The sequence below is a fragment of the Phytobacter cepae genome (assembly GCF_054165735.1).
Genome location: NZ_CM135107.1, coordinates 3,709,072 through 3,733,993 on the forward strand (window position 1 = coordinate 3,709,072; position 24,922 = coordinate 3,733,993).

Consider the following 24,922-nt stretch of genomic DNA (forward strand, 5'->3'; position numbering starts at 1 on the left):
GATTGCACCTTGCTGCACTTTCCCTGACAATGCTTCTTTTAACACGCGATTAACTCTTATGAAGCACCCACTTGAAACACTGATCACCGCTGCGGGTATCCTCGGGATGGCGTTCGTCTCCGTCCTGCTGCTGCCCGCCCCGTCGCTGGGGCTAGTGCTGGCACAAAAGCTGATAGATACCTTTCATTTTCAGGATCTGAATCAGCTTTATACCGTACTATTTTGCCTCTGGTTCCTGTTGCTGGGTGCCGTTGAATTCTTGGTTTTACGCTTTATCTGGCGTCGCTGGTTCTCGCTGGCGTAGGCCCGTCATATCCCGCAGTCCGTGTACCAGCGCCTCGACCCAGGCCGCATAATCATGACCGCTCGACCACGCATGGAAGCGGGTGTGATAGCCTTTTTCCCGCAACATGCTGTCAAACTCCACGCTGTTACGGTAAATCCCGCCGTCTGCTCCCTGCGATTCAAAACGCCCGGCCTGGATCCAGAAACGCACCGGGTAGCGCGGAGACTGCGCATACTGCCGGGTTAGCCATCCCGCTTTTTCCCCTGATGGCGCCCACCAGTAGGACCCAGAGAGACTGAGCACATTGCCGAACAGGCGCGGGTAACGCAGCGCCACCCAGGAAGATGCCAGACCACCGTAACTGGCCCCTGCCACTATCGCCTTCTTGCGCGTCACCGTGATGCCCTGCTGACGCAGCCAGGGAAGCAGGTCGTGCGCCATAAAATCGGCGAAATCGGCGTTTGGCGGTAACTCCCGTGACCGCCGCGCGTGGTCAAGACTGTCAATAAAGACAATATTGACAGGAGGCAACTGGTGACGCGCTATCAGTCCATCCAGCACGTTGGCGGTATGATAATCGTCCTGCCAGATTTGCCCGTCGAACAGGAACAGCGTCCAGCGTGCCGGTTGGGCAGCGTGGGGACGATAAATCACAATCTCCCGACGATTCCCCAGGCGCGCGCTGTATAAGGATTTTCGTATCAGCGAACCATGCTGAATGGGTTGGGCCATGGCTTTGCTGGAAAAATAGCGAATCGGGCTTAAGTCCAGCAATGAAGCGCGGTTCCAGCGGTCGGCATCAGGGCGGCTGAGGGTATCGGTGTTAAGGGGATCGGCCTGGGCACTGACCAGAATGGCACGGCGCTGCTCGCGTGCCGTGCCATCGATTTTTGGCACATCCGGTGCAAGTTTGTACTGCATGCGGGTGTCTGCAGGAACAACGTAGCTGCGAAACCAGACGTCCGAATCAGCCAGTTTAAACAGCGGATCGTGATCGCCTGCCGGGGAGCCAAGAATAAAGACGTTGCTGCGCGCACCTCGCCAGAGGAAGGTGACACGCTTGTGGGTAGCATCCACCGGCTCGACCAGCGGCGTACCGCTCTGTTGGCGGGCGGCCCAGAAGGCTTCCGTTGTGCCCCCTGCCGCAAGCTCTCTGGCAAGCCGTTGCAGCGTTGGACTCACGGGATCCAGGACCAGCGCGCGGGAGAGCGGTTCCGCCTCTTTCATCCGCCAGCTAAACGACCAGCGCACACCTTCATTGCCGTGAAGGACCAGCGAGGAAGGGTGTTTTACCGGCAGAGAAAAGAGGAGTGACTGCTCACCATCAGCAGGCCCCCCTTCAAGCAGCGCGCGGAGGTGGCGATTCTGCCCATCAAGCAGATGCGCATCGGTCACCCCTTTCAGAGTCGCCTGGACATAGTTTTCACTGAGTACGGGAAGCTGGAAACAGACTTCACCGCTGGCATCGAACTTTCCCTGCTGCTCGCCCTGAACGGACGAAGAGTCACAGGGTGCCGCCATCCCGGACATTGCGCTAAATCCTACCAGTAACCCGCCCCATACCATCTTCATCAGCGTTGCTCCCTGTAAAAGTGCCACCGACGCTAATGCAAATGGTAATAATTTGCAATATCATTCACCACGTTAATGATAGCTCTCCGCAGCGTCTGGGTATGTTTTGGGGAGCGTGGATGGCAAGTAACAACAACGGGAATATAAAAATAATGTTTAAAAAGAACAAAATAATGCAGCTCTGGCTGCTGAGTCTGGCCGTGGCAGGGGCAAGCTCTCCAGCGCTGGCGAAAACCGGCGGCGAAGAGACCCTGATCGTCACGGCAGGTGCGGCTGAAGACCCTACCGCGCCGGTTAAAGGGATAGTCGCGACCAAAACCCTGTCGGCGACCAAGACTTCCGCCGAACTGGTGAAAACGCCGCAGTCCGTTTCGGTCATCACCCGCGACCAGATGAAAGCGCTGGATGCCACCTCAGTGTCGCAAGCGCTGCGCTACACCGCTGGCACGTTCACCGAATACCGTGGCGCGTCCAACCGTAATGATGAGGTGTTTGTCCGTGGGTTTAGCTATGTGCCGAAATTCCTCGACGGCCTGAGCTTCGGTGCGACCGCTTCTTCGCAAACCGGCACCGTCGATCCGTGGTTGCTGGAGCGAGTGGAACTGGTGCGTGGCCCGGCTTCCGTGCTCTTTGGTCAGGTTAATCCGGGCGGCCTTATCAGCATGACCAGTAAACGCCCCACCAGCGAATCCCTGCATAACGTTCAGTTCCGTACGGGTAATAACCATCTGGCGGAAGGTGCTTTTGATTTCGGCGGTAAACTGAGCGACGACGGCCGCGTGCTCTACCGCCTGAACGGCATCGCTCGCAGCCAGAACAATCAGATGAGCGATTACAAAGAGACGCGAATGGCCATTGCGCCCGCGATCACCTGGTACCCGAACGATCAGACCCGTTTCACGTTGCTCACCAGCTACCAGAAAGATCCGGACGCGGGCTACCGTAACTTCCTGCCGTACTACGGCACCGTGGTGAGCGCCAACGGCAAGTACCTGCCGTGGAACATGAATATCAGCGATCCGGACTACAATCAGTCCTGGCGCGAGCAGACCATGATTGGCTATGAATTTGAGCATCAACTGAACGATGTCTTCACCTTCCGCCAGAACGCCCGCTACGCCACCATCAAGCAAAAATACCGCTATCTGGTTTACGCTAACAGTGCCGCGAACAGTACCGTGCTCACTCGCCGTGCGCAGCACGAAGCGCGTACCACCAACGAATTCGGTCTGGATAACCAGCTTGAAGCGCAGTTCGCAACTGCCGATGTCAACCACACCGTACTGGGTGGTCTGGATTACAAGCAGAGTAAAGATAAGCAGTTACTGCAGCGCGGTGCCGGCACGCAATATGATTTCGACTGGACGAAGCCAACTTACGGCGTGAGCGTCGATGAGAGCACCTTCGCAACGCTCACCGACGAGCAGCAGAATCTGGATCAGATGGGGGTCTATTTACAGGATCAGCTGAGCTGGAATAACTGGGAGCTGCTGCTGTCTGGCCGCTATGACTGGTCAGAAGTGCGCACCATGGACTTCACCGCCTCGGATGCACTTACCCAGCAGAATGACAGCAAATTTACCTGGCGTACCGGCTTGCTCTACGCGTTCGATTTCGGCCTGTCGCCGTACGTCAGCTACAGCACCTCGTTTGAGCCGAACCTGCAAACCAACCGCGCACCGGGCGTCGCACCGTTCAAACCGACCACCGGTAAGCAGACGGAAGTGGGCCTGAAGTACCAGCCAATGGATAACACGCTGATGTCGGTTGCCGCATACGATCTGCGCCAGACCAACGTACCGACCTACAACAGCACGGAAGGCTGGTTTGAAAACGCCGGTGAGATCCGCTCAAAAGGGGTGGAAGCAGAAATTCACTCTACCCTGTGGGATAGCTGGAACATGATTGCGTCTTACACCTATACCGATGCGGAAGTGACCAGCACCACGGTCGCAGGCGTAAAAGGTAAAGTGCCGCAGCGCATTCCCACGCATATGGCCTCTGCCTTCACCAGCTACACCCTGCCCTCTGGCCCGCTCAAGAGTCTGACCGCCGGTGTGGGCATGCGCTACATCGGCACCAGCTATGGCGATGCGAAAAACACTTTCAAAGTGGCGTCGGTGGATTTGTATGACGCGATGCTGGGGTACGATCTCGGCGAGCTGAACGGCAATCTGAAAGGGGCAACCGTACAGTTTAACGTTAATAACCTGGCGAACACCAAGTATGTGGCATCCTGTGCCAGCGACACCGCCTGCTTCTACGGCGTGGGCCGCACGTTGACCGCCACCGTGAACTATTCCTGGTAACCACTGGCTAACAAAAAAACCGGCTGGGTGACAGCCGGTTTTTTATTAATGCGTATGCGGGTGGTTTTCTTTGCGGTAAGCGCCCGGAGGCTGATGGAAGGTACGGGTAAAGATCCGCGTAAACGTCTGTTGCGAATCAAAGCCATACTTGAGGCAGATATCGTAAACCTTCTGATCGGTGTTCAATAAATCCTGCGCCGCCATCGAGAGCTTTCTTTCCCGAATATAGCGCCCCAGACTCTCCCCTTTGTACTGCAAAAATAGCCGTTGCAGGTGCCATTTTGAGTAGCCCGAATGGCGGGCAATATCGTCAATCCGTAATGGTTGATGCAAATTATCGTCGATCCACCCGACGATGGTGTCGATAACCTGAGCGGAAATAGTCATGTTACGCTCCCCTTTGCTCTTCGAAATAAACCGTTATTCCCACCAGGCCCGGAAGCCTTGTGTGCTGTCTGCCGCCAGAACCGGCTCGCCCAGCGTGGGGGTCAACAATCGATACCCTTTACCCTGGCTTGCTGCCGCCAGTCGTTTGTAAGGATCGTTCCAGGTGTGCTTTGCCAGCACAAAACGTCCGGCGTGGCCCGGCAAAATTGCCTGAGCATGAAGCTCTTGTGCTGCCAGCGCCGTCTCCTCAGGCATCATGTGGATGTACTTCCAGTCCTCGTCGTACTGGCCGTTTTCCAGAATAGCCAAATCCACCTTGCCAAATTGCTCGCCAATCGCTTTGAAATGCGGTCCGTATCCGGTGTCGCCGCTGTAATAGAGCGTGCGCTCAGGGGTCACGAACATAAAACTGGCCCACAGCGTCTGGTTGCGCTTGAGCCCGCGCCCGGAGAAGTGCCGCGCCGGAAGCACATGCACGTCAACACCGTCTGCGAGCGTGATTTTTTGCTGCCAGTCCGCTTCCTGAATGATCTCCGGGTTCATGCCCCAATAGCGCAGGTGAGAACCGACGCCCAGCGGGGTGATGACATGTTTGATTTTTGGCATCAGCGCTTTGATGGTGGCGTAATCGAGATGGTCATAGTGGTCGTGGGAGATCACCAGCAAATCGATTTCCGGCATGCTTTGCGCCGTCCACGGATACTCACCGGCAAACGCTTTGTTCAGGAAGGAGAACGGCGCCGCGTAATTGCTTAATACCGGGTCAATCAGAATACGTTTGCCCGCCAGTTGCATGTACCAGGAGGAGTGCCCCAGCCACACCACGGTATCTTGTGCCAGCGGTAAGCTTGCCAGATCGGTGTTTACCAGCGGCAAGGGCTGCTGTGGGCGCGCGTTTTCACGGCGGGTAACGAGAAAATCCCACATTGCCGCAAGCATATTTTTCTGCCCGGTGTAGTTGGGCGTGGGCAACTGATTCTGAAACTCACCGTCACGGTAGTGTGGCGACTGCTCGACACGCGTGCGCTGCTCACCCTGAGGCGGCTGACCGAACCCGGCGTTTAACACAAATGGCAAACTGGCGGCTGAAACAACGAGCATAATGAGAACCACGCTAAGCAAAAGACGTTTCATCTTCCCTTCCTGAAAGCGGTTCCCATCCGTTGGAACGCCAAAATGTGTTAGACTTGATTATGAGTGAGTAAGCACTCATTATAGAAATGAATAGAAAGTCGTCAAGATGATTTTCGAAGTTTGATATTGAACGTTGCAGCGCCCCGATGGGCATGTTCCAATTGCGGTCTTTAAAATCCGATGAGGGAGTGAGAAGTGGCTCGTCCTAAGAGTGAAGACAAAAAACAGGCATTACTGGATGCGGCTGCCGTCGCTATCGGTCAAGCTGGCATTGCGGCCTCAACGGCGGTGATTGCCCGTAATGCAGGTGTCGCAGAAGGCACCCTGTTTCGCTACTTTGCCACCAAAGACGACCTGCTCAACGCACTCTACCTGTATTTGAAATCCGATTTGTGTCGCACCATGATCGACGGCCTTGACCGCTCAGTGACCGATCCCAAAGTGCATACCCAGTCTATCTGGAACAGCTACATCGACTGGGGGATTCGCCATCCGACCGGGCATAACGCCATTCGTCAGATTTCGGTGAGTGAGAAAATCACCCCCGAAACGCGCCAGCAGGTTCAGGAGATGTTCCCGGAGCTGCACGACATTTGCCACCGCTCCATCACCCCGGAGTTTCTGTCAGAAGAGTACTCGCCGTTTGGCGATGCCATTTTCCTGACGCTTGCGGAGACCACCATGGACTTTGCCAGTCGCGACCCCAACAAAGCGAAAGAGACCAAACGCTTAGGCTTTGCAGCGATGTGGCGCGCGTTGACCTGCGAGGAAGCCCGTGGACAGTAAAACCCTGCAGGGCCTTGCCCACCGCATTGCGCTCGAGTTGCCTTTTACCGACCACTGCTGGCCGTTTGGCCCGGAACATGACGTCTTCAAAGTGGGCGGCAAGGTATTCATGCTGACCAGCACCGCCCACGGCAGACCGATGGTGACGCTGAAATCCGACCCACAAAAATCGCTGCTCAATCAGCAGATTTACCGCAGCATTGAGCCGGGTTATCACATGAACAAAAAGCACTGGATCTCGGTTTATGCCGGGGACGATATCAGCGAAGCCTTACTGAACGACCTGATTAACGACTCGCGCAATCTGGTGATCGATACTCTTTCTCGTAAGGATCAACAGCGCCTGCGCCCACGCTAATCCCGCCGCTCTCCTGTTCGCCACCGTCAAAACGCGTTACCGTAGCGGTTCGATGACTGACAGGAGTAACATGCGTGGAACTGGCGATTTATCAAGTTGATGCCTTTAGTAAGGGGCCTTTTTCCGGTAACCCGGCCGCAGTGTGTATCACCCCCGACGCTCTGGCTGCCAGCACAATGCAGAAGATTGCCGCTGAGATGGCGGTGTCGGAAACCGCTTTTTTGACCCTCAACAACCGGCAGTTACGCTGGTTTACCCCTCTTGCTGAAGTTGACCTTTGCGGCCATGCCACCCTCGCCACCGCCCATATTTTGCGCCAGACGGGTCAACTAAAGGTGGGAGAAAGCATCGAATTTACCACGCTCTCTGGCCCACTCACTGCCACTGCGCGCGAAGAATCCATTGAGCTTGATTTTCCGCTGGCGCAACCCGACATGCGCCAGGTTACGGATGCACGCATTCTGGCAGCGCTGGGTTTGCACGAGCGTGAGATTGTGGCCTGCGGTAAATTCGGGGCTAAAGCGATGCTGGTTGTTGAAGATGCACAGCGCATTGACCGTCTTAAACCGGATTTCCAGGCGCTGGCGGCGCTGCCGGGGCGGGGTGTGGCGGTGACCGCACCAGGGCACGGAGACTGGGACTTTGTCTCCCGCTATTTTGCCCCCTGGGTGGGAGTGAACGAAGATCCGGTCACCGGCTCGGCCCACTGCGCCCTCGCCGCCTACTGGTCCGAACGTCTGGGTAAACGTTCACTGCGGGCCTGGCAGGCTTCCGGGCGGGGCGGCGAATTGCACATTGCACTCACCGACTCAGGCCGGGTGCTGCTGTCCGGCAAATCCCATACGGTGCTTGCCGGCACACTGTTTATTTAGGTTCTGCGAACCAGGCTAACGCGCGCTCGCCCTGCTCATCTATCGGTAAATAGACCAGCAGTCGCGAGCCGTTACGCGGTGCGGAATACCAGTACATTTGCTGCAATGAAAACTCACCCAGCTCCGGGTGAGTGAAGGTTTTCACCTGATTTTCCACCCCACGCACGTCGTACCTTTTATGCCAGAGCGAGGCGAATTCCTCAGAGGCCGCACAAAAGCGCGCCAGTTTGGCTTCCCATTGTGGGTCGCCCCGGTGCTCTGCCATCGCCGCACGGAAATAGGCGACAAAGGTTGGCAGGACGGACTCGCGGCGACCAATGCGGCTGCGCCAGGTCGGGTTAGTCAGATAGAGATAAATACAGTTGCGTTCATCTTCCGGCATCGCAGCGAAATCCACGCCCATCATCCGGGAAAATGCTTCGTTCCAGGCGACAATATCAAAGTTCGACTTCTGAATGCTGGCCGGTTGTGGCAGCAGGCTGTCGAGCATTTTGCGCGTACCGGGGCTGATACCTTCGCACTGCGGCACCAGCAGAGGTTCTGCGGGGGTTAATCCGGCGAGTAAAAACAGGTGGCGGGTTTCGGTTGGTGAACACTCAAGGGCACGGGCTATCGCCTGCATCACGCTCGCAGAGGGATTTACCTCCCTGCCCTGCTCGAGCCAGGTGTACCAGGTTACCCCCACATCGGCGAGCAACGCCACTTCTTCCCGACGCAGGCCCGGCGTGCGTCGCCGCCCACTGCGCGGTAGCCCGAGACGTTGAGGATCCAGACTTTCCCGGCGTGAGCGTAAAAATGCGCCCAGTTGTTTGCGTTTCTCATCCTGAATGTTCAATACAGGATCGCGCTCTGACATCACCGACATACCACCTCCAGCAGGGTAGTGCCAGTACCAGTATAAGCAAGAACTGGTACCCGTTTTTCATATCAGCGATGCTACGTCCATCTGATGAATGACGCAATGGAGTAACCATGAATACGTCTGCTGTTTCATCCGGTCGTGCGGCCCTGATACTGCTGCTGACCGGCCAGATGTTGCCGCTGATTGACACCTCAATCACCAACGTCGCCCTCGACTCCATCACCCTGTCGTTGCATACCTCCACAACGCAACTGGCGCTTATTGTTGCGCTTTACGGCGTGGCCTTTGCCGTCTGCCTCGCGATGGGCAGCAAACTGGGGGATAACTTTGGTCGTCGTAAACTCTTTATGTGGGGAGTGGCGCTGTTTGGTCTGGCGTCACTGCTTTGCGGGCTGGCGAACTCTATCTCCGCCCTGCTGATTGCCCGCACGTTGCAGGGCATGAGTGCTGCGCTGATCATGCCGCAGATTCTCGCCACCTTGCATGTGACCTTAAAAGGCCCGGACCATGCCCGCGCCATCAGCCTTTACGGCGGCATCGGCGGCGTGGCCTTTATTATCGGCCAGATGGGCGGCGGCTGGCTGGTCTCAGCCGATATTGCCGGACTCGGCTGGCGCAACGCCTTCTTCATTAACGTGCCGATTAGCCTGCTGGTGCTGGCATTAAGCCCGCGCTACGTACCTGAAACCCGCAGTGACACCCGCACCCGCATTGACTGGCAGGGCACGTTTACGCTGGCGCTGATGTTATGCTGCCTGTTATTTCCGCTCGCTCTGGGGCCGGAAATGCACTGGCCGTGGCAGAGCCAGGCGGCGCTGCTGGCGATTATTCCGCTCGGACTCTGGATGCGCGCCGGGGCATTACGTCAGGAGAAACGCGGTCTGCACCCGCTGATGCCACCGCGCCTGCTGAAGCTGCATAGCATTCGCTTTGGCATGCTGATTGCCCTGCTGTTCTTTACGGTCTGGTCCGGTTTTATGTTCTGCATGGCCTTAACGTTACAGGCGGGCGTGGGCATGGCGCCCTGGCAGTCCGGCAACAGCTTTGTGGTGCTCGGCGTGACCTATTTCGCCTCCGCCTGGTATGCGCCAAAACTGATCGCCCGCCACAGCATGCGTTCTATTCTGCTGAGCGGTATTGCCATTCAAATGAGCGGGTTGATGGCGTTACTCGCCACCCTCTGGCTCACCCATGGAAAACTGAGTGCGCTAAATCTTGCCCCGTCGACTGCGCTTATCGGCTACGGTCAGGCGCTGATCGTGAACAGTTTTTATCGCATCGGGATGCGTGATATCACCACCGGTGACGCCGGGGCGGGCAGTGCCATTCTGAGCACCCTGCAACAGGCAACGCTGGGACTGGGCCCGGCGCTGTTAGGCGGACTGTTTATGCACGTACTTAACCGCACGCAGGGAAATTACAGTGAGGCGCTGGCCGGTATGCTGATTGCCGAAGCCGTGATGATGCTCCTGCTGGCCGTCGCGGCCATTGGCGCACGACAGCAACTGGCTCCCCGCTGCCCGGCGAACTGAACGGCGTCAGACCTTTGAGGGCAGTTTCGCCACCAGTCGCCAGCGGAACCACAGTTGGGCCAGCAGAATCAGTACACCGCCGAGGATTTTTTGCAGCGGCAGGCGTTCGCTGTACCAGAGGGAGGCAGCAATCACGGTGAGCAGCGGCTCCAGTACCATAATCAATGCCGCGCTGGCGACGGCGGCATACTTTTGCCCCTGAATCTGCAGGCCAAAACGCAGGCTGGTGGCGATGAAAATACTGGCGACCAGCCACATCGCAGTCGAGGCGGTAAACGGTTGGGTCCAGTGTTCGAACAGCAGCGAGAAGAGCACCCCCACCGCGCCTGTCACCGCCAGTTGCACGGTGGTGAGTGGAATGAGCGGCACCTCGCGCGCCACGCGACTGGTGTAGCAAAACGAGATGGATTGGACAAACGCCGTCAGCAGAAACCAGCCCTGGCTCGGGTGAAACACAATGGGGGTGTGCAAGCTCAACAGTGCCAGCCCGATAATGGCGACCGGCAGACACTCCCAGTACGCGCGGGCCGGACTGACGCCCATCATTGCCCAGGCCACCAGCGGCACAAAAAGCATGGAGAGGCTCATGATAAATGCCCCCTCACCCAGCGATGGCGTGGTGGAGACGGACCAGATCCACAGACACATGTTGGTCGCCATCCAGAAACCGCTCGTCACCACCTGGCGAAGCTGAGCACGGGGGATCGCCTGCCCGCGACAAAAGGGCAGCAGTACCAGCGCCGCCCCTAAAAAGCGCAGCCCCAGAAAGGCAAAGACCGGCATGCCGGAGATAGCTTCACGGGAAAAAATCCACCCGCAGGCGGCAATCAGCGTGGTTAAAACGAGAAAGAGTTCTGCTTGTCGTTGCCGGTTCATGGCAAAGCTCCCTGAGCATAAAAAACCAGCGAAGATCGCTGGCAAAAAATTATCGGCTTAATAATACCCTAAATAGTTCGGGTTGCAGGAAGGCGGCAAGTGAGTGGCCCCCAGTTACTTACTGCCGTAAGTGACTGGGGGTGAACGAGTGTAGCCAACACACCTGTAGCCCGAAATATGACGGGTAGATTAGGCGCTGGCGCGAGAAATATAGTGCCAGTCCATCATGATTCTTTCGGCTGGTGCTTCCGGGTTGTCGATTTTATTGAGTAGCAACCCTACCGCCTGACGACCAATCTCCCGCGACGGTTGTTGCACGGTACTGAGCGGCGGCGTGACCATTTCTGCCAGCTCCGTACCATCAAACCCGACGACAGCGATGTCCTGTGGCATGGATAACCCGGCTTCGTGAATCGCCAGCAACGCCCCGGCGGCCAGGGTGTCGGACACCGCAAACACTGCGTCAGGACGTTCGTTCGCGCGTAACAAATTTTCCATCGCCGCTTTTCCGGCGCTGAAACTCAGGTCCTGCGCGTATTCAACGGCCTGCCAGGTACGCTGTTTTTCCTGCAAGGCATGGGTGTAACCCTGCTCGCGCAGGCGGGCATATTTGTAGCTCAAATCGTGGTTGATGAGGGCAATGCGCTGGCATCCGCGTGCAATCAGATGCTCAATCACACACTGGGCTGCATCGACGTCATTAATGCCCACGCAGGAGACGTCGCCTTCGTCGGCATACTCCGCACACTGCACCCAGGGCGCGCGACCAATCAGGGTGGTCAGCTCCGGCAGTCGGGCAAACGCATCCATGGTGATAATGCCGTCAACGATTTTACCCGAAAGAAGTTTGAGCGCGGAGCGGGAACGCTCCATATCAGAACCCGAGTTGCAAAGCAGGATGCGAAAGCCGTTCTGTTCAGCTTCCTCTTCAATGCCTTTCACCACTTCGGCACAAAAGGGGTTGGCAATATTTGAGACCAGCACGAGGATCATGGAGCTGCGGGCGGTACGAAGCTGACGCGCCAGCAGGTTGGGTTGGTAGTTGCTCTCCGCTATGGCTTTCAACACACGTTCACGGTTTTTTTCTTTGACGGATTCGCTGTTGTTGAGAACGCGTGACACCGTGGCAACGGATACGCCAGCCAGCCTGGCGATTTTCTGAATGGACATAACGTTGATATTTCCTGCGGTTAGCGGTAGTTAGCAGGCTATCACATTGCCGGAGGGCATGCACGATGGACTCCCTTGCTATTAGGGAGAGAGTGGGGGTTAGGGCGATAGGCTCATTCGGAGTCACTCCAGTTCCCTCTCCTCTTTGGGGAGAAGGCCAGGGTGAGGGGAAAATGCAGCTCTTGTGGTCATTCCGTTCACCTTATGTTCCTTGCTTTTCTGTAGCGACAGAACCCGTGAACGTGCCAGGGTGGCTCACCGCCACCACCCTGGCGACCCGGGCTCCCGGCCAGGAAAATCGCCGCTGGCGCGGTGCCCTCAGTGTATGCCTCCAGGCTTATCGGGGACGGGCGAAGGCAACGTCCCTGTAAAGTCGCCCTCGCCGCGCATCCCTGCGCGCCGCCCCGGCCTTACGGATACACTTCAGCGATTTTCAGCCGGACCCAGCCATCGCTTTAACTGTTGTGTTCCCATTACGCAGTATTATCGCTGTAAAACGTAATATTACTGGGCATCCCTCAGCCCTCAAGGGAGAGGGGACCGTCCGTGCTCGCAGGCACATCCATCTCAATATTCCACCGTTACCCATTTTTGCTGAGCGTGACTCTGCAAAATCGCATCAATAATAAACATCACGTTTGCGCCGTCGTGGAACGAGGCAAAACGGGCCTCCTCGCGCGCAGGCATCTTCCCGACTTTTACTGCTGAATAGAAATTAAGCATCATATTCTTGAAAGCGTCCGGCCAGCCTTCGATATGACCGCCGGGGAAGTGGGCGCTGGCGGCGACATCCGGGGACATCAGGCCAGGGTCATCGGTGAGAGTTTGGTTCGGCTGCTGACGATGCCCAATCCACAGCTGCTGAGGTATCTCCTGATCCCAACCCAGTGAGCACTCACTACCATTTATCTCAAAACTGAGGCGGTTTTTACGCCCTGCGCTCACCTGCGAAACGCTGAAACAGCCTTTACTGCCATCCTCAAAACGAATTAACACTGAGGCCGCATCTTCGGTCGTGACCGGTCGATCTTCGCGGGCCTCACTCGCGCTGGCTGAGGAAAACGTGGCGGCAGACGGGTTGACCTTACGGGTCGGCCAGACGATTGATAAATCCGCCATCACCTGGGTAATACGTTTCCCGGTGACAAATTGCAGGGTATCGCACCAGTGGGAACCGATGTCCCCCACGGCTCTGGATGCGCCCCCCACGGCCGCATCCACGCGCCAGTTGTAGTCGGTTTCAAGCTGCATCCAGTCCTGCAAATAGCTGCCATAAACAGAGAACAGCCGCCCCACTTTCCCGCTGCGGTTCATGCTTGCGGCCTGCTGCACCATTGCAAACTGGCGATAGACAAAGCTGACGCCGTGCACCACGCCTGCCTCTTCTGCCAGTGCGACCAGCTCGCGGGCCTCGTCTGAGGTCATGCAGAGCGGTTTTTCAGAAAACACGTGTTTTCCGGCACGCAGAATCTGGCGGTTAATCGCCGCATGTAAGTGGTTAGGGGTGCAGTTATGCACCACCTGCAACCCCGGATGGGCGAGAAGTTCATCCACGCTGCCGTAGGCATGTGGCACCCCCAGCGCACGCGCCTTTTGCGTGGCATCTGCCAGCGACGCATCGCACAGTGCCACCACCTCAACAAACCCCAGCCGACGCAGGGCCTCAATATGCGCCGGGCCAATAAACCCGGTGCCAACAATCCCAACCTGAATCATGCATCCTCTCCCAAACCTAACATCCTGCGCACGCTCGCCCTGTCTTCCGCACCGGCAGCAAAATCGTCAAACGCATGGGCGGAGACCGGAATAATGTGGCGGCGAATAAATTCACTGCCCTCGCGCGCCCCTTCTTCACTTGATTTCAGGCAGCACTCCCACTCCAGCACTGCCCAGCCTTCGAAGCCATACTGGGTGAGCTTGCTGAACACGGCGCCAAAGTCGATCTGCCCGTCTCCCGGTGAACGAAAACGCCCTGGCCTGTCGCCCCAGTTCTGATAACCGCCGTAGACACCACTGCGCCCGTTCGCCCGGTACTCCGCATCTTTGACGTGGAACGCTTTAATGCGTGAATGATAGATGTCAATAAACGCCAGATAATCAAGCTGCTGCAAATGCAGATGGCTGGGGTCATAGAGAATGTTGCAGCGTGGATGGTGGTCGACCTTCGCCAGGAAACGCTCGAAGGTGACGCCGTCATGCAGGTCTTCACCTGGGTGAATCTCAAAGCAGAGATCCACGCCTTGCTCGTCAAAGTGGTTAAGCACCGGCAGCCAGCGGCGGGCCAGCTCGTCAAAAGCCTCTTCAAGCAACAGCGCATTATGCGGCGGCCACGGGTAAAGATAGGGCCAGGCCAGCGCCCCGGAGAAGGTCGCATGCGCCTTCAGGCCGAGGTTTTTTGACGCCACCGCCGCCTGCTTCACTTTCTCCACTGCCCACGCCTGCCGCGCCGCCGGGTTACCGCGCAGCGCCTCAGGGGCAAAGCCATCAAAGGCCGCATCATAGGCCGGATGCACCGCTATCAACTGCCCTTCCAGATGGGTAGAGAGTTCGCTTATCACCAGTCCATGTTCTGCCAACAGCCCCGTCACTTCATCGCAATAGGTCTGGCTTTGCGCGGCGCGCACAACATCAAAAATTGCCGGATGATTACAGGGAATTTGCAGTGCTTTATACCCCAGCCCGGATGCCCAACCCGCCAGCCCGGCCAGCGAGTTGAACGGTGGTTGCCCACTGATAAATTGCGCCAGGAAAATACCCGGCCCCTGAATGGTTTTCATCACATCTCCCAACACTATGCGTGCTCGCGGTCGTTATATTTGAACGAGAAAAGGAAAATCAGTGCGATAACGGCAGCCGCGACGGCCGGTATCCACCAGAAGGTGACCCACGCCTGCGGGACAGCCTGACCCGCCACGATGCGGTTGTAGAGCGCGCCGGAAATCTGCGAGCCCAGCAGCATGCCGATACCGTAGGTAAACATCACAATCATGCTCTGCGCCTGGCCTTTAACTTTTTCCCCGGCCACGCGATCGGTGTAGATAAAGCCCACCACGAAGAAGAAGTCGTAGCAGACGCCGTGCAGCAAAATGCCGAGATAGAGCAGGAAGCGCCCCTCTTCACTGACGCCAAGGGCAAAGAAGGCATAACGCACAAACCAGGCGAGCATGCCGATAAGCAGCATGTACTTCACGCCCAGACGGCGGAACAGCAGCGGAATGACCAGCATAAAGAAGATTTCAGACATCTGACCAAACGACATGGCGGTACTGACATCGGCGACGCCGGCATCCGCAAGGTAGGAAGCGGTGTAAGCGTAATAGGTGCCCAGCGGCACCGAAATCAACATGGCGCACAGCGAGAAGACGAAGAAGTGGCGGGTTTTGAGCAGTGCAAAGGCGTCGGCACAGAACAGGTCGCGCAACGCCACCGGCTGCCCTTTTGCCGGGGCTGGCGTATGAGGCAGCGTCAGGCTGTAGATCGCCAGCAGAACGGAACACGCCGCTGCCACCTGGAAGATGGTGACGCTGGACGCGATCCCGGTGACCCCAATAAAGATGCCTGCCACAATCCAGCCGATGGTGCCAAACACGCGCACCACCGGGAAGGTTTTGTCGATATTCGATAAGCTATGGAACGCAATGTTGTTGGTCAGTGCCAGCGTAGGCATGTAGCACAGCGTGTAGCCGAACAGCAGTGCAATCAGCAGCGAGCCGTTTTCCGCCACCAGCGCCTGCGGCACAAACAGCAGGATTGCCGCCCCCGCCAGATGCATCACTGCCATCACTTTTTGCGAAGCAAAGAAGCGATCCACCAGCATCCCGAGGACGAACGGCGACAGAATCGAGGCGATAGGCCCCGCTGAGAAGGCATCACCAATTAACAGCGACATGTTGTGCTGCGTCATCACCAGACCTAAGGTGACCGACCAGCTTCCCCAGATAAAGAACTGTAAAAACATCATCAACGACAGCCGGGGGACCAGCAGCCGGTGCACTACTCTGTTTCCACTACTTTCGGTTGTTGACACCATTTTTTTGCCTCACCCTTAAAAAGTAATCGATTACAAATGAACTCAAATGAAAAGTAATCGATTACAAAATAATTTTCCTGTTTGATGAAATAAGAGTGGGAGATCGGTCACGATAAATTTTTACTGGAATACCGTCCCGCCGGAACCAGCGGGACGCAAGGTCAGCGCGTTACGCTTTACGACGAGAGAGGGTGAACGCAATAAACAGGAACACGATCCACACCGGCAGCAGAATGGCCGAGGTACGCATCCCGTCCATGGTGCACATCAGCGCCAGGATCATCAGCATAAAAGCGATGCACAGGTAGTTGCCCGCCGGGTAAAGCAGCGCCTTGAAGAGCGTATCACGGCCTTTACGACGCATCGCGGCACGGAATTTCAGGTGCGCCAGCGAGATCATGATCCAGTTCAGCAGCAGTGTTGCGACCACCAGCGCCATCAGTAGACCAAAGGCCTCTTTAGGCAGCAGATAGTTCACCAGCACCACCAGAGACGTGATTGCCCCGGAGAGGAACAACGAATTCACCGGGACACCGCGACGGCTGACGCGGGTTAAAAATGCGGGCGCATTCCCCTGCACTGACAGGCCAAACAGCATGCGGCTGTTGGAGTAAACACCACTGTTGTAGACCGACAATGACGCCACCAGAATGACAAAGTTCAGCGCCGATGCCACCAGGTTGCTGTTCAGATCGTGGAAAATCATCACAAACGGGCTGCTGTCGGCCTTGATATCAACCCACGGGTAGAGCGTCAGCAGCACCACCAGTGAACCGATATAAAAGAGGAGAATGCGATAAACCACCTGGTTAACCGCTTTCGGAATTGATTTATGCGGATCGCTGGCTTCGGCTGCAGTAATCCCAATAAGCTCCAGTCCGCCAAAGGAGAACATGATTACCGCCAGCGACAGCACCAGCCCGTTCCAGCCGGTGGCAAAGAAACCATCAAAACGCCAGAGGTTCTCGACACTGGCTTTCTCCCCGCCGTTGCCGCTAAACAGCATCCACAGGCCAAAGCCGATCATACCGATAATGGCGAGGACTTTGATCAGCGCAAACCAGAATTCGGTTTCGCCGTACAGGCGCACGTTCACCAGATTCACGGCATTGATGATAATGAAGAAGGTTGCGGCCCAAATCCACGTCGGCACGTCCGGGAACCAGTACTGCATATAAATCCCGGCAGCGGTCAGCTCCGCCATCCCCACCAGCACAAACATGGCCCAGTAGTTCCAGCCAGAGAGGAATCCGGCAAACGGCCCCCAGTATTTAAAGGCGAAGTGGGCAAACGACCCGGACACCGGCTCTTCGACGACCATCTCACCGAGCTGACGCATAATTAAGAAGGCAATAATGCCTGCGACACCGTAGCCCAGCAGCACCGCTGGTCCCGCCATCTGGATTGCCGGACCAATGCCGAGAAACAATCCGGTGCCAATCGCGCCGCCAAGGGCGATTAATTGAATGTGGCGGTTTTTAAGTCCTCGTTGCAGCGTCGGCCCTGTTTCCGACGCGGCATCTGCGGAGTGCTCAGATGCCATTGACGCGTTTTTCACGTCTTTCCCCTTTCTTGTTGTCATGAAGCCGCACCTTTTAACACTTACGGCAGGGTGTAGCAAGGCCAGGGAAATAGCCTCCCAGTCTCTCTGCGCAGCGCTCGTCATCCAGGCCTGAAGGATAGTCAGGATAGATTTTAATACTTTTTATAGATGTTATTGACATTCTATTTTTTATTTATATACTTTCACCATACTTTTAATAAATCGTGAGGATGAAATGACAGATTCAGCCATCGTTGTGTATACCGCCCGGGGTTTTGAAAGAATGCTCAAAGAGGGGGGGTCTCAAGCCTGGGTACTCAGCGAAAAGCGTGCGAGAGGGTGTAAGTACGTGGTCTGCGTTCAGAATCGGGACCCTGCGGATAACCAGCATAATGACTGGGGGGATGCCTCCGACCCGCATAAAAATGCCTTCTTCATTGGCAAAATCGCTGACATCGTCCCTTCCCCAACCTGGGACGGTACGCGCCCGAAGAAGTGGCTTATTCAGGTCAGTGAATATGCCCGTGTTGCCATTCCCGATATGTGGGATGGCGCCAGAAACCCGGTGGCCTACTCCTCTTTAAAAGCGTTGGGTATTCAAGAAGACAAGCTGACTTTCAATAAGATGCCTGCGGTTGAAATTGCACCGCCCAACGTTGTCGAAGCGCCAGCGTCAGAACCCGACCTGAGCGGCATTACCATCCAGCAGGCAAAAAAGCTGCTGGCCCAAAAATATGAAGTCTCCGAAGAGTGTATCGAAATTATTATCCGGGCCTAGCACGTCGGCACCAGTAGCCATTAGCAGATTAATTAACTGATAGTAAAAATAAAAAGAGGAAGAGAGAGTGCGCAAAGACTGGGACGGCAATTTTCGTGATATTCCATTAGATCATTTTGAAAAGATGAAAAGTGCAGCACGCATGCTGGCGAAAGTGAAAAAACAGCCGGAAGATGATAAGAAAATTTTCCTGCGTATTGGTTTATCCGGGACGGGTGTGAGACCTAACTATCAGGTTGAGCTTTTTAATGGCAGCATCACGCCCATCAATGGTATTAATCATGAAGCCTTTGGGGTGGAGGAGTTTGCCAGACAATGGGTTTCAAAACGTTATTCTATTGACGATCTCAACACCCTGCGTCTGTTTGGCGGTACGCTGGAGGCTGACGAGCAGTAACGTTATTGGTCGCAGGGAGACGGTCATTTTGTGCAGGCCAATTCTGGCGCTTAGCCGCGCCAGTCGCGCTGTCAGGTCCGTGTCAGCCTGCTGTCGGGTCCGTGTCGTGTTGCTGTTTCACGATTTGAGCGACGCTATGATCCTGTTCAAAACGGAGAGACCAACATGAGTACCAACAGAGTTAAAGCCTACCGCCTTGCCCGCGCCTGGTCACAGGAGCAACTGGCCGAAATGGCCGCTATCAGCGTTCGCACGGTGCAACGCATTGAGAATCAGGAACAGCCCAGTCTGGAAACGCTGAGTGCGTTAGCCGCGGTGTTTGAGGTGAGCGTCACAGAGCTTTCCGGAAACGGTGACAGTGAATCTGACGAGGCCGTGGATCAGCGCATTATTGCCGCACGAGAGAAGGTTAACGCTGAGAGTCGCTTCTGGCGCAGCCTGCTGACAGCAGTGATTGTCTGCGCATTGCTGTATTTGCTCAATCGCACCACCTCACCACAAAGCGACTGGTCACTGTGGGTCGCCGCCATCTGGGGCGCGCTGATTCTGCTGCGTGGGCTGCGTATTTTTATCTTTGCCACGCTGATTGCCGACTGGCAAAAGAAACGGCTGCAAAAATTGCTGCGTAAGTAAGGCAGTACTGGCTTAAAAACCGTCCAGCAGAAAATCAAGTGCGTCTTTTACACGTTGTCGGTGATGACGGACATCCGCCACTTCCGCCCCCAATTGTGACTGACGCACGCTTGCCATCTCATGCGTCATAATCAGATACTCTTCGCCCTCAATATCCAGAACAGGCGTCAGTCGAAGCACCGGGTCGGCGGTGAATTTAGTTAATGGATACAGCGGGATTACCATCCGCGTATGCAGTTCACCGATGATGTCACTCTGCACGTCAAGCAAGTAGGGGTAGGCCGCACTGTTCCCTTTATTACGATAAACCACATATTGCATCGTTAAAACGTCCTGTAATCGTCAGAAAAAAGTCCCTGTTCGTCGGTGATACGATTGAGCGCCTGAATGCCTAAACGATTTTCGCGCTGCCAGGTTTCCGTTTCCAGCAAGCGGATCTCCTTTTGTACGGCGTCAGCCAGCAGAGAAGAAAGGTTAAGCCCCGCGTCACGCGCCTGCTGCAAAAGCATCGGTTCCAGCGTCACACTGACCGTCTTTTTATGTCGAATACCTGTTGATGGCATGCTCACTCCTGAAATTACACGTGTCTAATACACATGTTATTATCCGCAACCATAGGTGAAACGGCAATCCGTCACAAGAAAAAACACCCCGGCATGCTGCCGGAGTGTCAGCCCGTGGGTTTAGAAAGACATAGTGACGCCTGCGTAGTACGCGCGGCCCGGTTCGTTATAAGTGGATGCACCGTCGTTTTCACGGTAGAGACGCTTATCAAACAGGTTGGAAATCCCGCCGTTAAGACGCAGGTTTTTACTCAACTGATAGTTCGCCCCAACGCCAACGATGGAGTACGACCCCACCTCTTTCGACGACATCGAGGTGACGTCCGTACGCGACTCCACATATTCACGCGGCTTCTGGCGGCCATACATCGTCCAGTTGACGTTGGCTGAGAGCTTGTCCGTGGCCTGCCAGTCCAGCATGGTGTTGACGGTATATTCGGGAATAATCGACAGCGGGTTACCGGTCTCTTTATTCTTCGATTCAATCATGTACGTCCCGTTGGTGCGCCAGGTCAGGGTGTCTTCAATCACCGGTACGCTCAGGTTGGCTTCCAGCCCCTCAACCACCGCTTTCCCACCGTTCTCCCATTGTAGTATGTTGTAACTATTAGCGGTCACACCCAGAACGTGTGTGCCGGAGACAATCTTGTTCTTATAGTCGTTGCGGAAGTAAGTAATACCGGCCACAAAGCCTGCGTGATTGAACTCCAGACCTACCTCTTTATTGATGCTGATCTCCGGATCAAGGTCCGGGTTACCCAGCAGGTAGCAACTGCCGCTCTCAATGCTGTTCGGGCAGCCATTACCACGCGTCGCCAGCAGGTAACCCTCGCTGGACTGATAGAGGTTCGGCGCTTTATAGGCCCGGGCAATACCGGCTTTCAGTTTGAACATCTCGCCCAGGTCCTGGGAAAGGTTGAGCGACGGACTCCAGTTGGTGCCAAATTTATTGTGGTAGTCCATGCGCAGGCCCGGAATGACAAAGGTGCCTGCGAAAGCCTCAATATTGTCTTCAATATAGAAGGCGGAGGTCTCTGCACTGTTCTTGCTGCTGCGCCCGGCCGGATCGCCGGAAATGCCGTTGATCACCCCATCAGCCGCTGAGGTCGCAGACATCGACGCCGGATCGTCGAGTTTTTCACTTTCCCACTCGGCGCCCAGGGTCAGCATATTGGGGACCCACAGGGTCAGCGGCAGGCTGATTTCCCCGGTGCCGCGCCAGGTTTCCAGCCGACTGGTATCAAAGGTGTCGCTGTTGATCATGCCTTCCACGCGCCCGGTAGATCCTTCCTGCAGACGGGTATTGTTGGTCTTCTCGTAGTAAACCCCCGCTTTGGACTGACCCCAGTCCCAGATGCCGTTCCAGGTCAGGCCATAGTTCTGACGGTACATACGGTTAGTCTCTTCACCGTAGAGCGAGGAGACCAGGCCGTTCGGGCTCAGATTGCCATTACTGTATTGCGTATCCCCCGCATAGATATTGCCCTGGCGGCTGTAGCCATAATCGAGGTCGACAATCTGCGTGGGGGTAATTTTCCAGGAGAGCTGGCCGTTGATGTCTTTGTTACGCACACCTTCGCGCCCGGCAGCATAAGAGCCATTTTGCGCCTGGTTGATATCGGCATCATCAGCATCGGTTTTGTTGATGTTGCCGTACAGGCGCATGGTCAAGGCGTCACCGGCCAGCGGACCGCTTAAGTCAACATTGGCGCGTCGGGTGGCCCCCTCTTTGTCGTTTTCAGGTTGGTTGGTGTAAAGAGAGAGCGCGCCGTGCCAGTCATTGGTCGGTCGTTTGGTGATGATGTTCACCACCCCGCCTGCGGCACCCGAACCGTAGCGTGCTGCGGCCGGGCCGCGAATCACTTCAATGCGCTCCACCAGTTCAGGCGGCACCCAGTTGCTGTCGCCACGGGTATCGCGTTCACCACGCCAGCTATAGCGCACTGCGTTACGTGAGGTCACCGGCACGCCATCCACCATGATCAAGGTGTTTTCTGGCCCCATCCCACGGATGTCGATCTGACGGTTATTGCCACGGTTACCGGTGGCGCTGTTACCGGTGAGGTTGACGCCTGGCATTTTACGGATGATCTGGGAAAGGTCGTTGACCGGCGGCTCTTTTTTGATGTCTTCGGCGGTGATAATAGACACGCCGGGCTGCTGCTTTAACTCCTGCTCCGCCGTAGCCTGCACCAGGATTTCGTCTTCATCTGATCCGGGCGTTGTCTCAGCGGCAGACGCGCCAGCACTCAGACAGGAGGCCAGTACCCACACCAGAGGACGTTTCCTGAAAATAGGATTTACCACCATGTCACGCTTCTCCATTTTTATGTCATATTTCGAGAATGAGCATGATAATGATTTGCATTACATCTTCATATTGTGAAGAAGGAACTTCATTTTTCTTGCGAAAATCTCCTTCAAATCTCCACACTTTTACTTAACCTGACAGAGAATTTCGCTTAAGGCTTCGCCACACTGCCGAAAAAATCATCGGCAAGAGGAAGGTAAATGAGCGAGGAAAAGCAGTAAAAGAGGTGTGGTCGGGCATCCTTGCCCAACGCATCAAGTGGACTGCAAAACGGCGTAGAACTTAGAAGTCGTAACTCATCGAGACTTTCAGGGTTCGAGGCTCCCCCTGGAAGATATAAGAACCGTTGTCTTCGACGCTGGCCCAGTATTTCTCATTGGTGACGTTGTCCATACCGACGCGCCAGACCATCTCATTCTGCTGCTGATTCAGACGCATACGATAACGCATGCCCAGATCGAGGGTGGTGTAGCTGTCCAGTTTCTTGGTGTTGGCGTTATTAGCGTACTGCGAACCGGTGTGGTTCACGCGTGCGGTCGCCGTCAGACCGTCAACCGGTTTGATATCGTACTCCGCGCCAACGACAGCGTAGAAGTTGGCCACACCAATCGGCTTGTTGCCTTTATTCACACCGTTCTGCGTTTTGGTCAGTTCAGCGTCAAGCCAGGTGGCGCTACCGTTCAGACGCAGGCCGAGCATTGGCTCACCGAAGACGTTCAGCTCAATGCCCCGGTTACGCTGCTCACCATCGAGCGCGTAAATATTGGTGTCGCTGTTCTGAATGGCGGTCGGCTTTTTGATTTCAAACAGCGCCAGCGTGCCGCCCACGCGTCCGAAATCGGTCTTCACACCCACTTCATTCTGTTTGGAGTGGGCAATCCCGGTGGCCTCGAACTGGTTCGCTGCGCCTCGCGGTGCGGTGCTGCCCGGTTGCAGCGCCTCGGTATGGTTGGCGTACAGTGAGACGCTTTCCAGCGGTTTGTAGACCACGCCAAAGGTCGGCATCCAGCGGTCTTCGGTGTAGCGAGAAGAGGTCGTTTCTGCGCCCGTGGCATTGCTGTAGTTGCGTACCCATACCTTCTGGTAACGGGCAGCGGCGGTAAAGAGCAGGCTGTCATCCAGCACCCCGAGGGTGTCGCTGAAGAGCCAGCCCTGGGTGCGGGTGCGACTGGTGGTGAGCGGGTCGTGATAGTTGCCGCCAAAAAGCGTATTGGTTGGAATAGAGACATCGTCATTGTCGTAAATATTGACCGATGCCCCCTTTCCTGCCATCCGCCACGCGGTTTTATCGCGCTTGATGTTTGCAGAATACCCCACGTTAACGTCATGCGAGACAACGCCGGTATCAAAGCGACCGCGCACGCCGCCCATGCCACTGGATGAGTCCATGATGCGGTTGGTATCCAGCCGCCCGGCGGTGGCATCGCCCTCTTTGTTGAGCAGCTTCGGTGTACTGTAAATGCCCTCTTCATGCGCGTGCTGGGCGCCATATGCCGTGTACGCCGTCCAGCTATCCGTCAGATCGTACTCTGCGCGCGCCATCCCGAATTCGTTTTCAATATTGCTGTAGCCCCATTTCTGGGCGAAGTTTTTGCGCGGGTCGGGGACATCAGGAATGAAGTCCACGCCGCTGATATTCAGCCCGGTGGAACCGCCATGGAAGGTTTTTTTCTGATAACCCACATCCAGTGAGGACCGCAGGCGATCGCCGCGGTAATCCAGGCCCAGTGACGCCAGGGTCGTGCGACGTTTATCGTCCTCGGCTGCCGCTTCACCTTCGCGATGCACCAGGTTAACGCGGGCACCAAACTGGTTGCTATCGCCAAAGCGACGCCCGACGTCCAGAGTTCCTCCGACCTGAGACCGGGTGCCGTAATCCACACCCACGCGCGTCACCGGCGTCTCTTCAGCATGTTTTGGTTCAAGGTTAATCATCCCGCCGACGCCGCTTGATGCCGCACCGTTTAGCAGGGCATTAGCCCCTTTAAACACTTCCACACGCTCAATCATCTGCGTATCGACCACCTGACGCGGTAACACTCCCGGCAGGCCACTCAGTAGCATGTCATCGCCGTTCAGATTAAAGCCACGGATGCGATAGGTTTCGGCAAAGTTGCCGTAGCCCTGAACAGTCTGCACTCCGGCGTCATTGCTGACCACATCCGCAACGGTCTTCGCCTGCTGATCCTGAACCAGTTTTGCGGTGTAGCCGATAACGTTAAACGGCACATCCATGGCTTTTTGCTCACCCATCATGCCCAGACGGCCACCGTGCGCCACCTGTCCATCGAGATAAGCGGGGACCAGCGCATCGCCACCGGCTTTAAAATCGCTTGCAGGTGTTGCCTGCACAACAATGGTGTCGTCCGGTGAGGGTTTGCTGTTGGCGTCCGTGGTGGCAGCGGTCGCGGAGTGCGTGGCTGCACCTATTGCCAGCGCGAGTAAGGTCTTGCGCAAAGGGGTGTATGTCTTAACGTTCATGATTAACTCGTGGTTGAAACAAAAGAGGGCCCGTTTCCGGGC

General features: G+C 56.0%; 23 protein-coding genes. 9 read left to right on the forward strand and 14 right to left on the reverse strand.

Features of this window, described 5'->3' with window-relative positions:
- The first annotated feature begins 58 nt into the window (after nucleotides 1-58).
- Nucleotides 59-304 (forward strand): DUF1158 domain-containing protein, encoded by a 246-nt coding sequence (locus ACUY4Q_RS17450; RefSeq protein WP_458043970.1) that lies wholly within the window; start codon nucleotides 59-61, stop codon nucleotides 302-304.
- Here the strand turns inward: ACUY4Q_RS17450 and ACUY4Q_RS17455 are convergent.
- Nucleotides 266-1,858 (reverse strand): alpha/beta hydrolase-fold protein, encoded by a 1,593-nt coding sequence (locus tag ACUY4Q_RS17455; protein ID WP_458043971.1) that lies wholly within the window; start codon nucleotides 1,856-1,858, stop codon nucleotides 266-268. The two genes, ACUY4Q_RS17450 and ACUY4Q_RS17455, sit on opposite strands and share 39 nt — an antisense overlap.
- A gap of 152 nt (nucleotides 1,859-2,010) precedes the next feature.
- Here ACUY4Q_RS17455 and ACUY4Q_RS17460 point away from each other — a divergent pair, with 152 nt between their 5' ends.
- Nucleotides 2,011-4,167 carry a TonB-dependent siderophore receptor gene (locus tag ACUY4Q_RS17460; RefSeq protein ID WP_458043972.1) on the forward strand — a complete coding sequence of 719 codons (2,157 nt, stop codon included), beginning with the start codon at nucleotides 2,011-2,013 and terminating at the stop codon, nucleotides 4,165-4,167.
- A gap of 45 nt (nucleotides 4,168-4,212) precedes the next feature.
- Here ACUY4Q_RS17460 and ACUY4Q_RS17465 read toward each other — a convergent pair whose 3' ends face one another.
- Complete coding sequence (locus ACUY4Q_RS17465) at nucleotides 4,213-4,554, reverse strand: RamA family antibiotic efflux transcriptional regulator (RefSeq protein WP_458043973.1); 342 nt, start codon at nucleotides 4,552-4,554, stop codon at nucleotides 4,213-4,215.
- Nucleotides 4,555-4,587: 33 nt separating this feature from the next.
- Nucleotides 4,588-5,688, reverse strand: coding sequence for an MBL fold metallo-hydrolase (locus ACUY4Q_RS17470; RefSeq protein WP_458043974.1), 1,101 nt, complete (start codon nucleotides 5,686-5,688; stop codon nucleotides 4,588-4,590).
- A 195-nt stretch (nucleotides 5,689-5,883) separates the two neighbouring features.
- Between ACUY4Q_RS17470 and ACUY4Q_RS17475 the strand changes: the two genes are divergently transcribed.
- From ACUY4Q_RS17475 to ACUY4Q_RS17485, 3 genes are all read left to right on the forward strand, one after another.
- Nucleotides 5,884-6,474: a TetR/AcrR family transcriptional regulator gene (locus tag ACUY4Q_RS17475; RefSeq protein WP_458043975.1), complete on the forward strand. Its 591-nt coding sequence runs from the start codon at nucleotides 5,884-5,886 to the stop codon at nucleotides 6,472-6,474.
- Complete coding sequence (locus tag ACUY4Q_RS17480) at nucleotides 6,464-6,832, forward strand: MmcQ/YjbR family DNA-binding protein (protein WP_458043976.1); 369 nt, start codon at nucleotides 6,464-6,466, stop codon at nucleotides 6,830-6,832. Before ACUY4Q_RS17475 ends, ACUY4Q_RS17480 begins: the two co-directional genes overlap by 11 nt.
- A 74-nt stretch (nucleotides 6,833-6,906) precedes the next feature.
- A complete protein-coding gene (locus tag ACUY4Q_RS17485) occupies nucleotides 6,907-7,704 on the forward strand; it encodes a PhzF family phenazine biosynthesis protein (RefSeq protein WP_458043977.1) in 798 nt (265 codons plus the stop codon).
- Here ACUY4Q_RS17485 and ACUY4Q_RS17490 read toward each other — a convergent pair.
- The gene (locus ACUY4Q_RS17490; RefSeq protein WP_458043978.1) at nucleotides 7,697-8,569 is read right to left on the reverse strand and encodes a helix-turn-helix transcriptional regulator; all 873 of its coding nucleotides are present in this window, start codon (nucleotides 8,567-8,569) and stop codon (nucleotides 7,697-7,699) included. The genes ACUY4Q_RS17485 and ACUY4Q_RS17490 overlap by 8 nt on opposite strands.
- A 107-nt stretch (nucleotides 8,570-8,676) precedes the next feature.
- Here ACUY4Q_RS17490 and ACUY4Q_RS17495 point away from each other — a divergent pair, with 107 nt between their 5' ends.
- On the forward strand, nucleotides 8,677-10,098 hold the full coding sequence (locus ACUY4Q_RS17495) for an MFS transporter (RefSeq protein ID WP_458043979.1): 1,422 nt from the start codon (nucleotides 8,677-8,679) through the stop codon (nucleotides 10,096-10,098).
- Between the two features lie 6 nt (nucleotides 10,099-10,104).
- Here ACUY4Q_RS17495 and ACUY4Q_RS17500 read toward each other — a convergent pair whose 3' ends face one another.
- The 6 genes from ACUY4Q_RS17500 to pheP all read right to left on the reverse strand — a co-directional run bounded on the left by ACUY4Q_RS17500 (nucleotide 10,105) and on the right by pheP (nucleotide 17,732).
- Nucleotides 10,105-10,974 carry a DMT family transporter gene (locus ACUY4Q_RS17500; RefSeq protein WP_458043980.1) on the reverse strand — a complete coding sequence of 290 codons (870 nt, stop codon included), beginning with the start codon at nucleotides 10,972-10,974 and terminating at the stop codon, nucleotides 10,105-10,107.
- 189 nt (nucleotides 10,975-11,163) lie between these two features.
- On the reverse strand, nucleotides 11,164-12,144 hold the full coding sequence (locus ACUY4Q_RS17505) for a LacI family DNA-binding transcriptional regulator (protein ID WP_458043981.1): 981 nt from the start codon (nucleotides 12,142-12,144) through the stop codon (nucleotides 11,164-11,166).
- A 567-nt stretch (nucleotides 12,145-12,711) separates the two neighbouring features.
- Entirely contained in the window at nucleotides 12,712-13,860 is a 1,149-nt protein-coding gene (locus ACUY4Q_RS17510) for a Gfo/Idh/MocA family protein (RefSeq protein ID WP_458043982.1), read from the reverse strand.
- Complete coding sequence (locus ACUY4Q_RS17515) at nucleotides 13,857-14,921, reverse strand: sugar phosphate isomerase/epimerase family protein (protein WP_458043983.1); 1,065 nt, start codon at nucleotides 14,919-14,921, stop codon at nucleotides 13,857-13,859. The genes ACUY4Q_RS17510 and ACUY4Q_RS17515 overlap by 4 nt, the downstream gene beginning before the upstream one ends.
- Before the next feature lie 14 nt (nucleotides 14,922-14,935).
- A complete protein-coding gene (locus ACUY4Q_RS17520) occupies nucleotides 14,936-16,174 on the reverse strand; it encodes an MFS transporter (protein WP_458043984.1) in 1,239 nt (412 codons plus the stop codon).
- 169 nt (nucleotides 16,175-16,343) lie between these two features.
- Entirely contained in the window at nucleotides 16,344-17,732 is a 1,389-nt protein-coding gene (gene pheP, locus ACUY4Q_RS17525; protein ID WP_458047378.1) for a phenylalanine transporter, read from the reverse strand.
- A 220-nt stretch (nucleotides 17,733-17,952) separates the two neighbouring features.
- Here pheP and ACUY4Q_RS17530 point away from each other — a divergent pair, with 220 nt between their 5' ends.
- The 3 genes from ACUY4Q_RS17530 (at nucleotide 17,953) to ACUY4Q_RS17540 (ending at nucleotide 19,525) form a co-directional block, all read left to right on the forward strand.
- The gene (locus tag ACUY4Q_RS17530; RefSeq protein WP_458043985.1) at nucleotides 17,953-18,495 is read left to right on the forward strand and encodes a hypothetical protein; all 543 of its coding nucleotides are present in this window, start codon (nucleotides 17,953-17,955) and stop codon (nucleotides 18,493-18,495) included.
- A 67-nt stretch (nucleotides 18,496-18,562) separates the two neighbouring features.
- On the forward strand, nucleotides 18,563-18,892 hold the full coding sequence (locus tag ACUY4Q_RS17535; protein WP_458043986.1) for a hypothetical protein: 330 nt from the start codon (nucleotides 18,563-18,565) through the stop codon (nucleotides 18,890-18,892).
- 165 nt (nucleotides 18,893-19,057) lie between these two features.
- Nucleotides 19,058-19,525, forward strand: a complete 468-nt coding sequence (locus tag ACUY4Q_RS17540; RefSeq protein ID WP_458043987.1) for a helix-turn-helix domain-containing protein — start codon at nucleotides 19,058-19,060, stop codon at nucleotides 19,523-19,525.
- A gap of 12 nt (nucleotides 19,526-19,537) precedes the next feature.
- On the opposite strand, the gene ACUY4Q_RS17545 is transcribed toward ACUY4Q_RS17540, so the two are convergent.
- The 4 genes from ACUY4Q_RS17545 to ACUY4Q_RS17560 form a co-directional block, all read right to left on the reverse strand.
- Complete coding sequence (locus ACUY4Q_RS17545) at nucleotides 19,538-19,846, reverse strand: CcdB family protein (RefSeq protein ID WP_458043988.1); 309 nt, start codon at nucleotides 19,844-19,846, stop codon at nucleotides 19,538-19,540.
- Nucleotides 19,847-19,848: 2 nt separating this feature from the next.
- A complete protein-coding gene (locus tag ACUY4Q_RS17550) occupies nucleotides 19,849-20,088 on the reverse strand; it encodes a type II toxin-antitoxin system CcdA family antitoxin (RefSeq protein ID WP_458043989.1) in 240 nt (79 codons plus the stop codon).
- A gap of 120 nt (nucleotides 20,089-20,208) precedes the next feature.
- A complete protein-coding gene (locus ACUY4Q_RS17555) occupies nucleotides 20,209-22,398 on the reverse strand; it encodes a TonB-dependent siderophore receptor (protein WP_458043990.1) in 2,190 nt (729 codons plus the stop codon).
- Nucleotides 22,399-22,681: 283 nt separating this feature from the next.
- Complete coding sequence (locus ACUY4Q_RS17560) at nucleotides 22,682-24,880, reverse strand: TonB-dependent receptor (RefSeq protein WP_458043991.1); 2,199 nt, start codon at nucleotides 24,878-24,880, stop codon at nucleotides 22,682-22,684.
- Nucleotides 24,881-24,922: the final 42 nt, after the last annotated feature.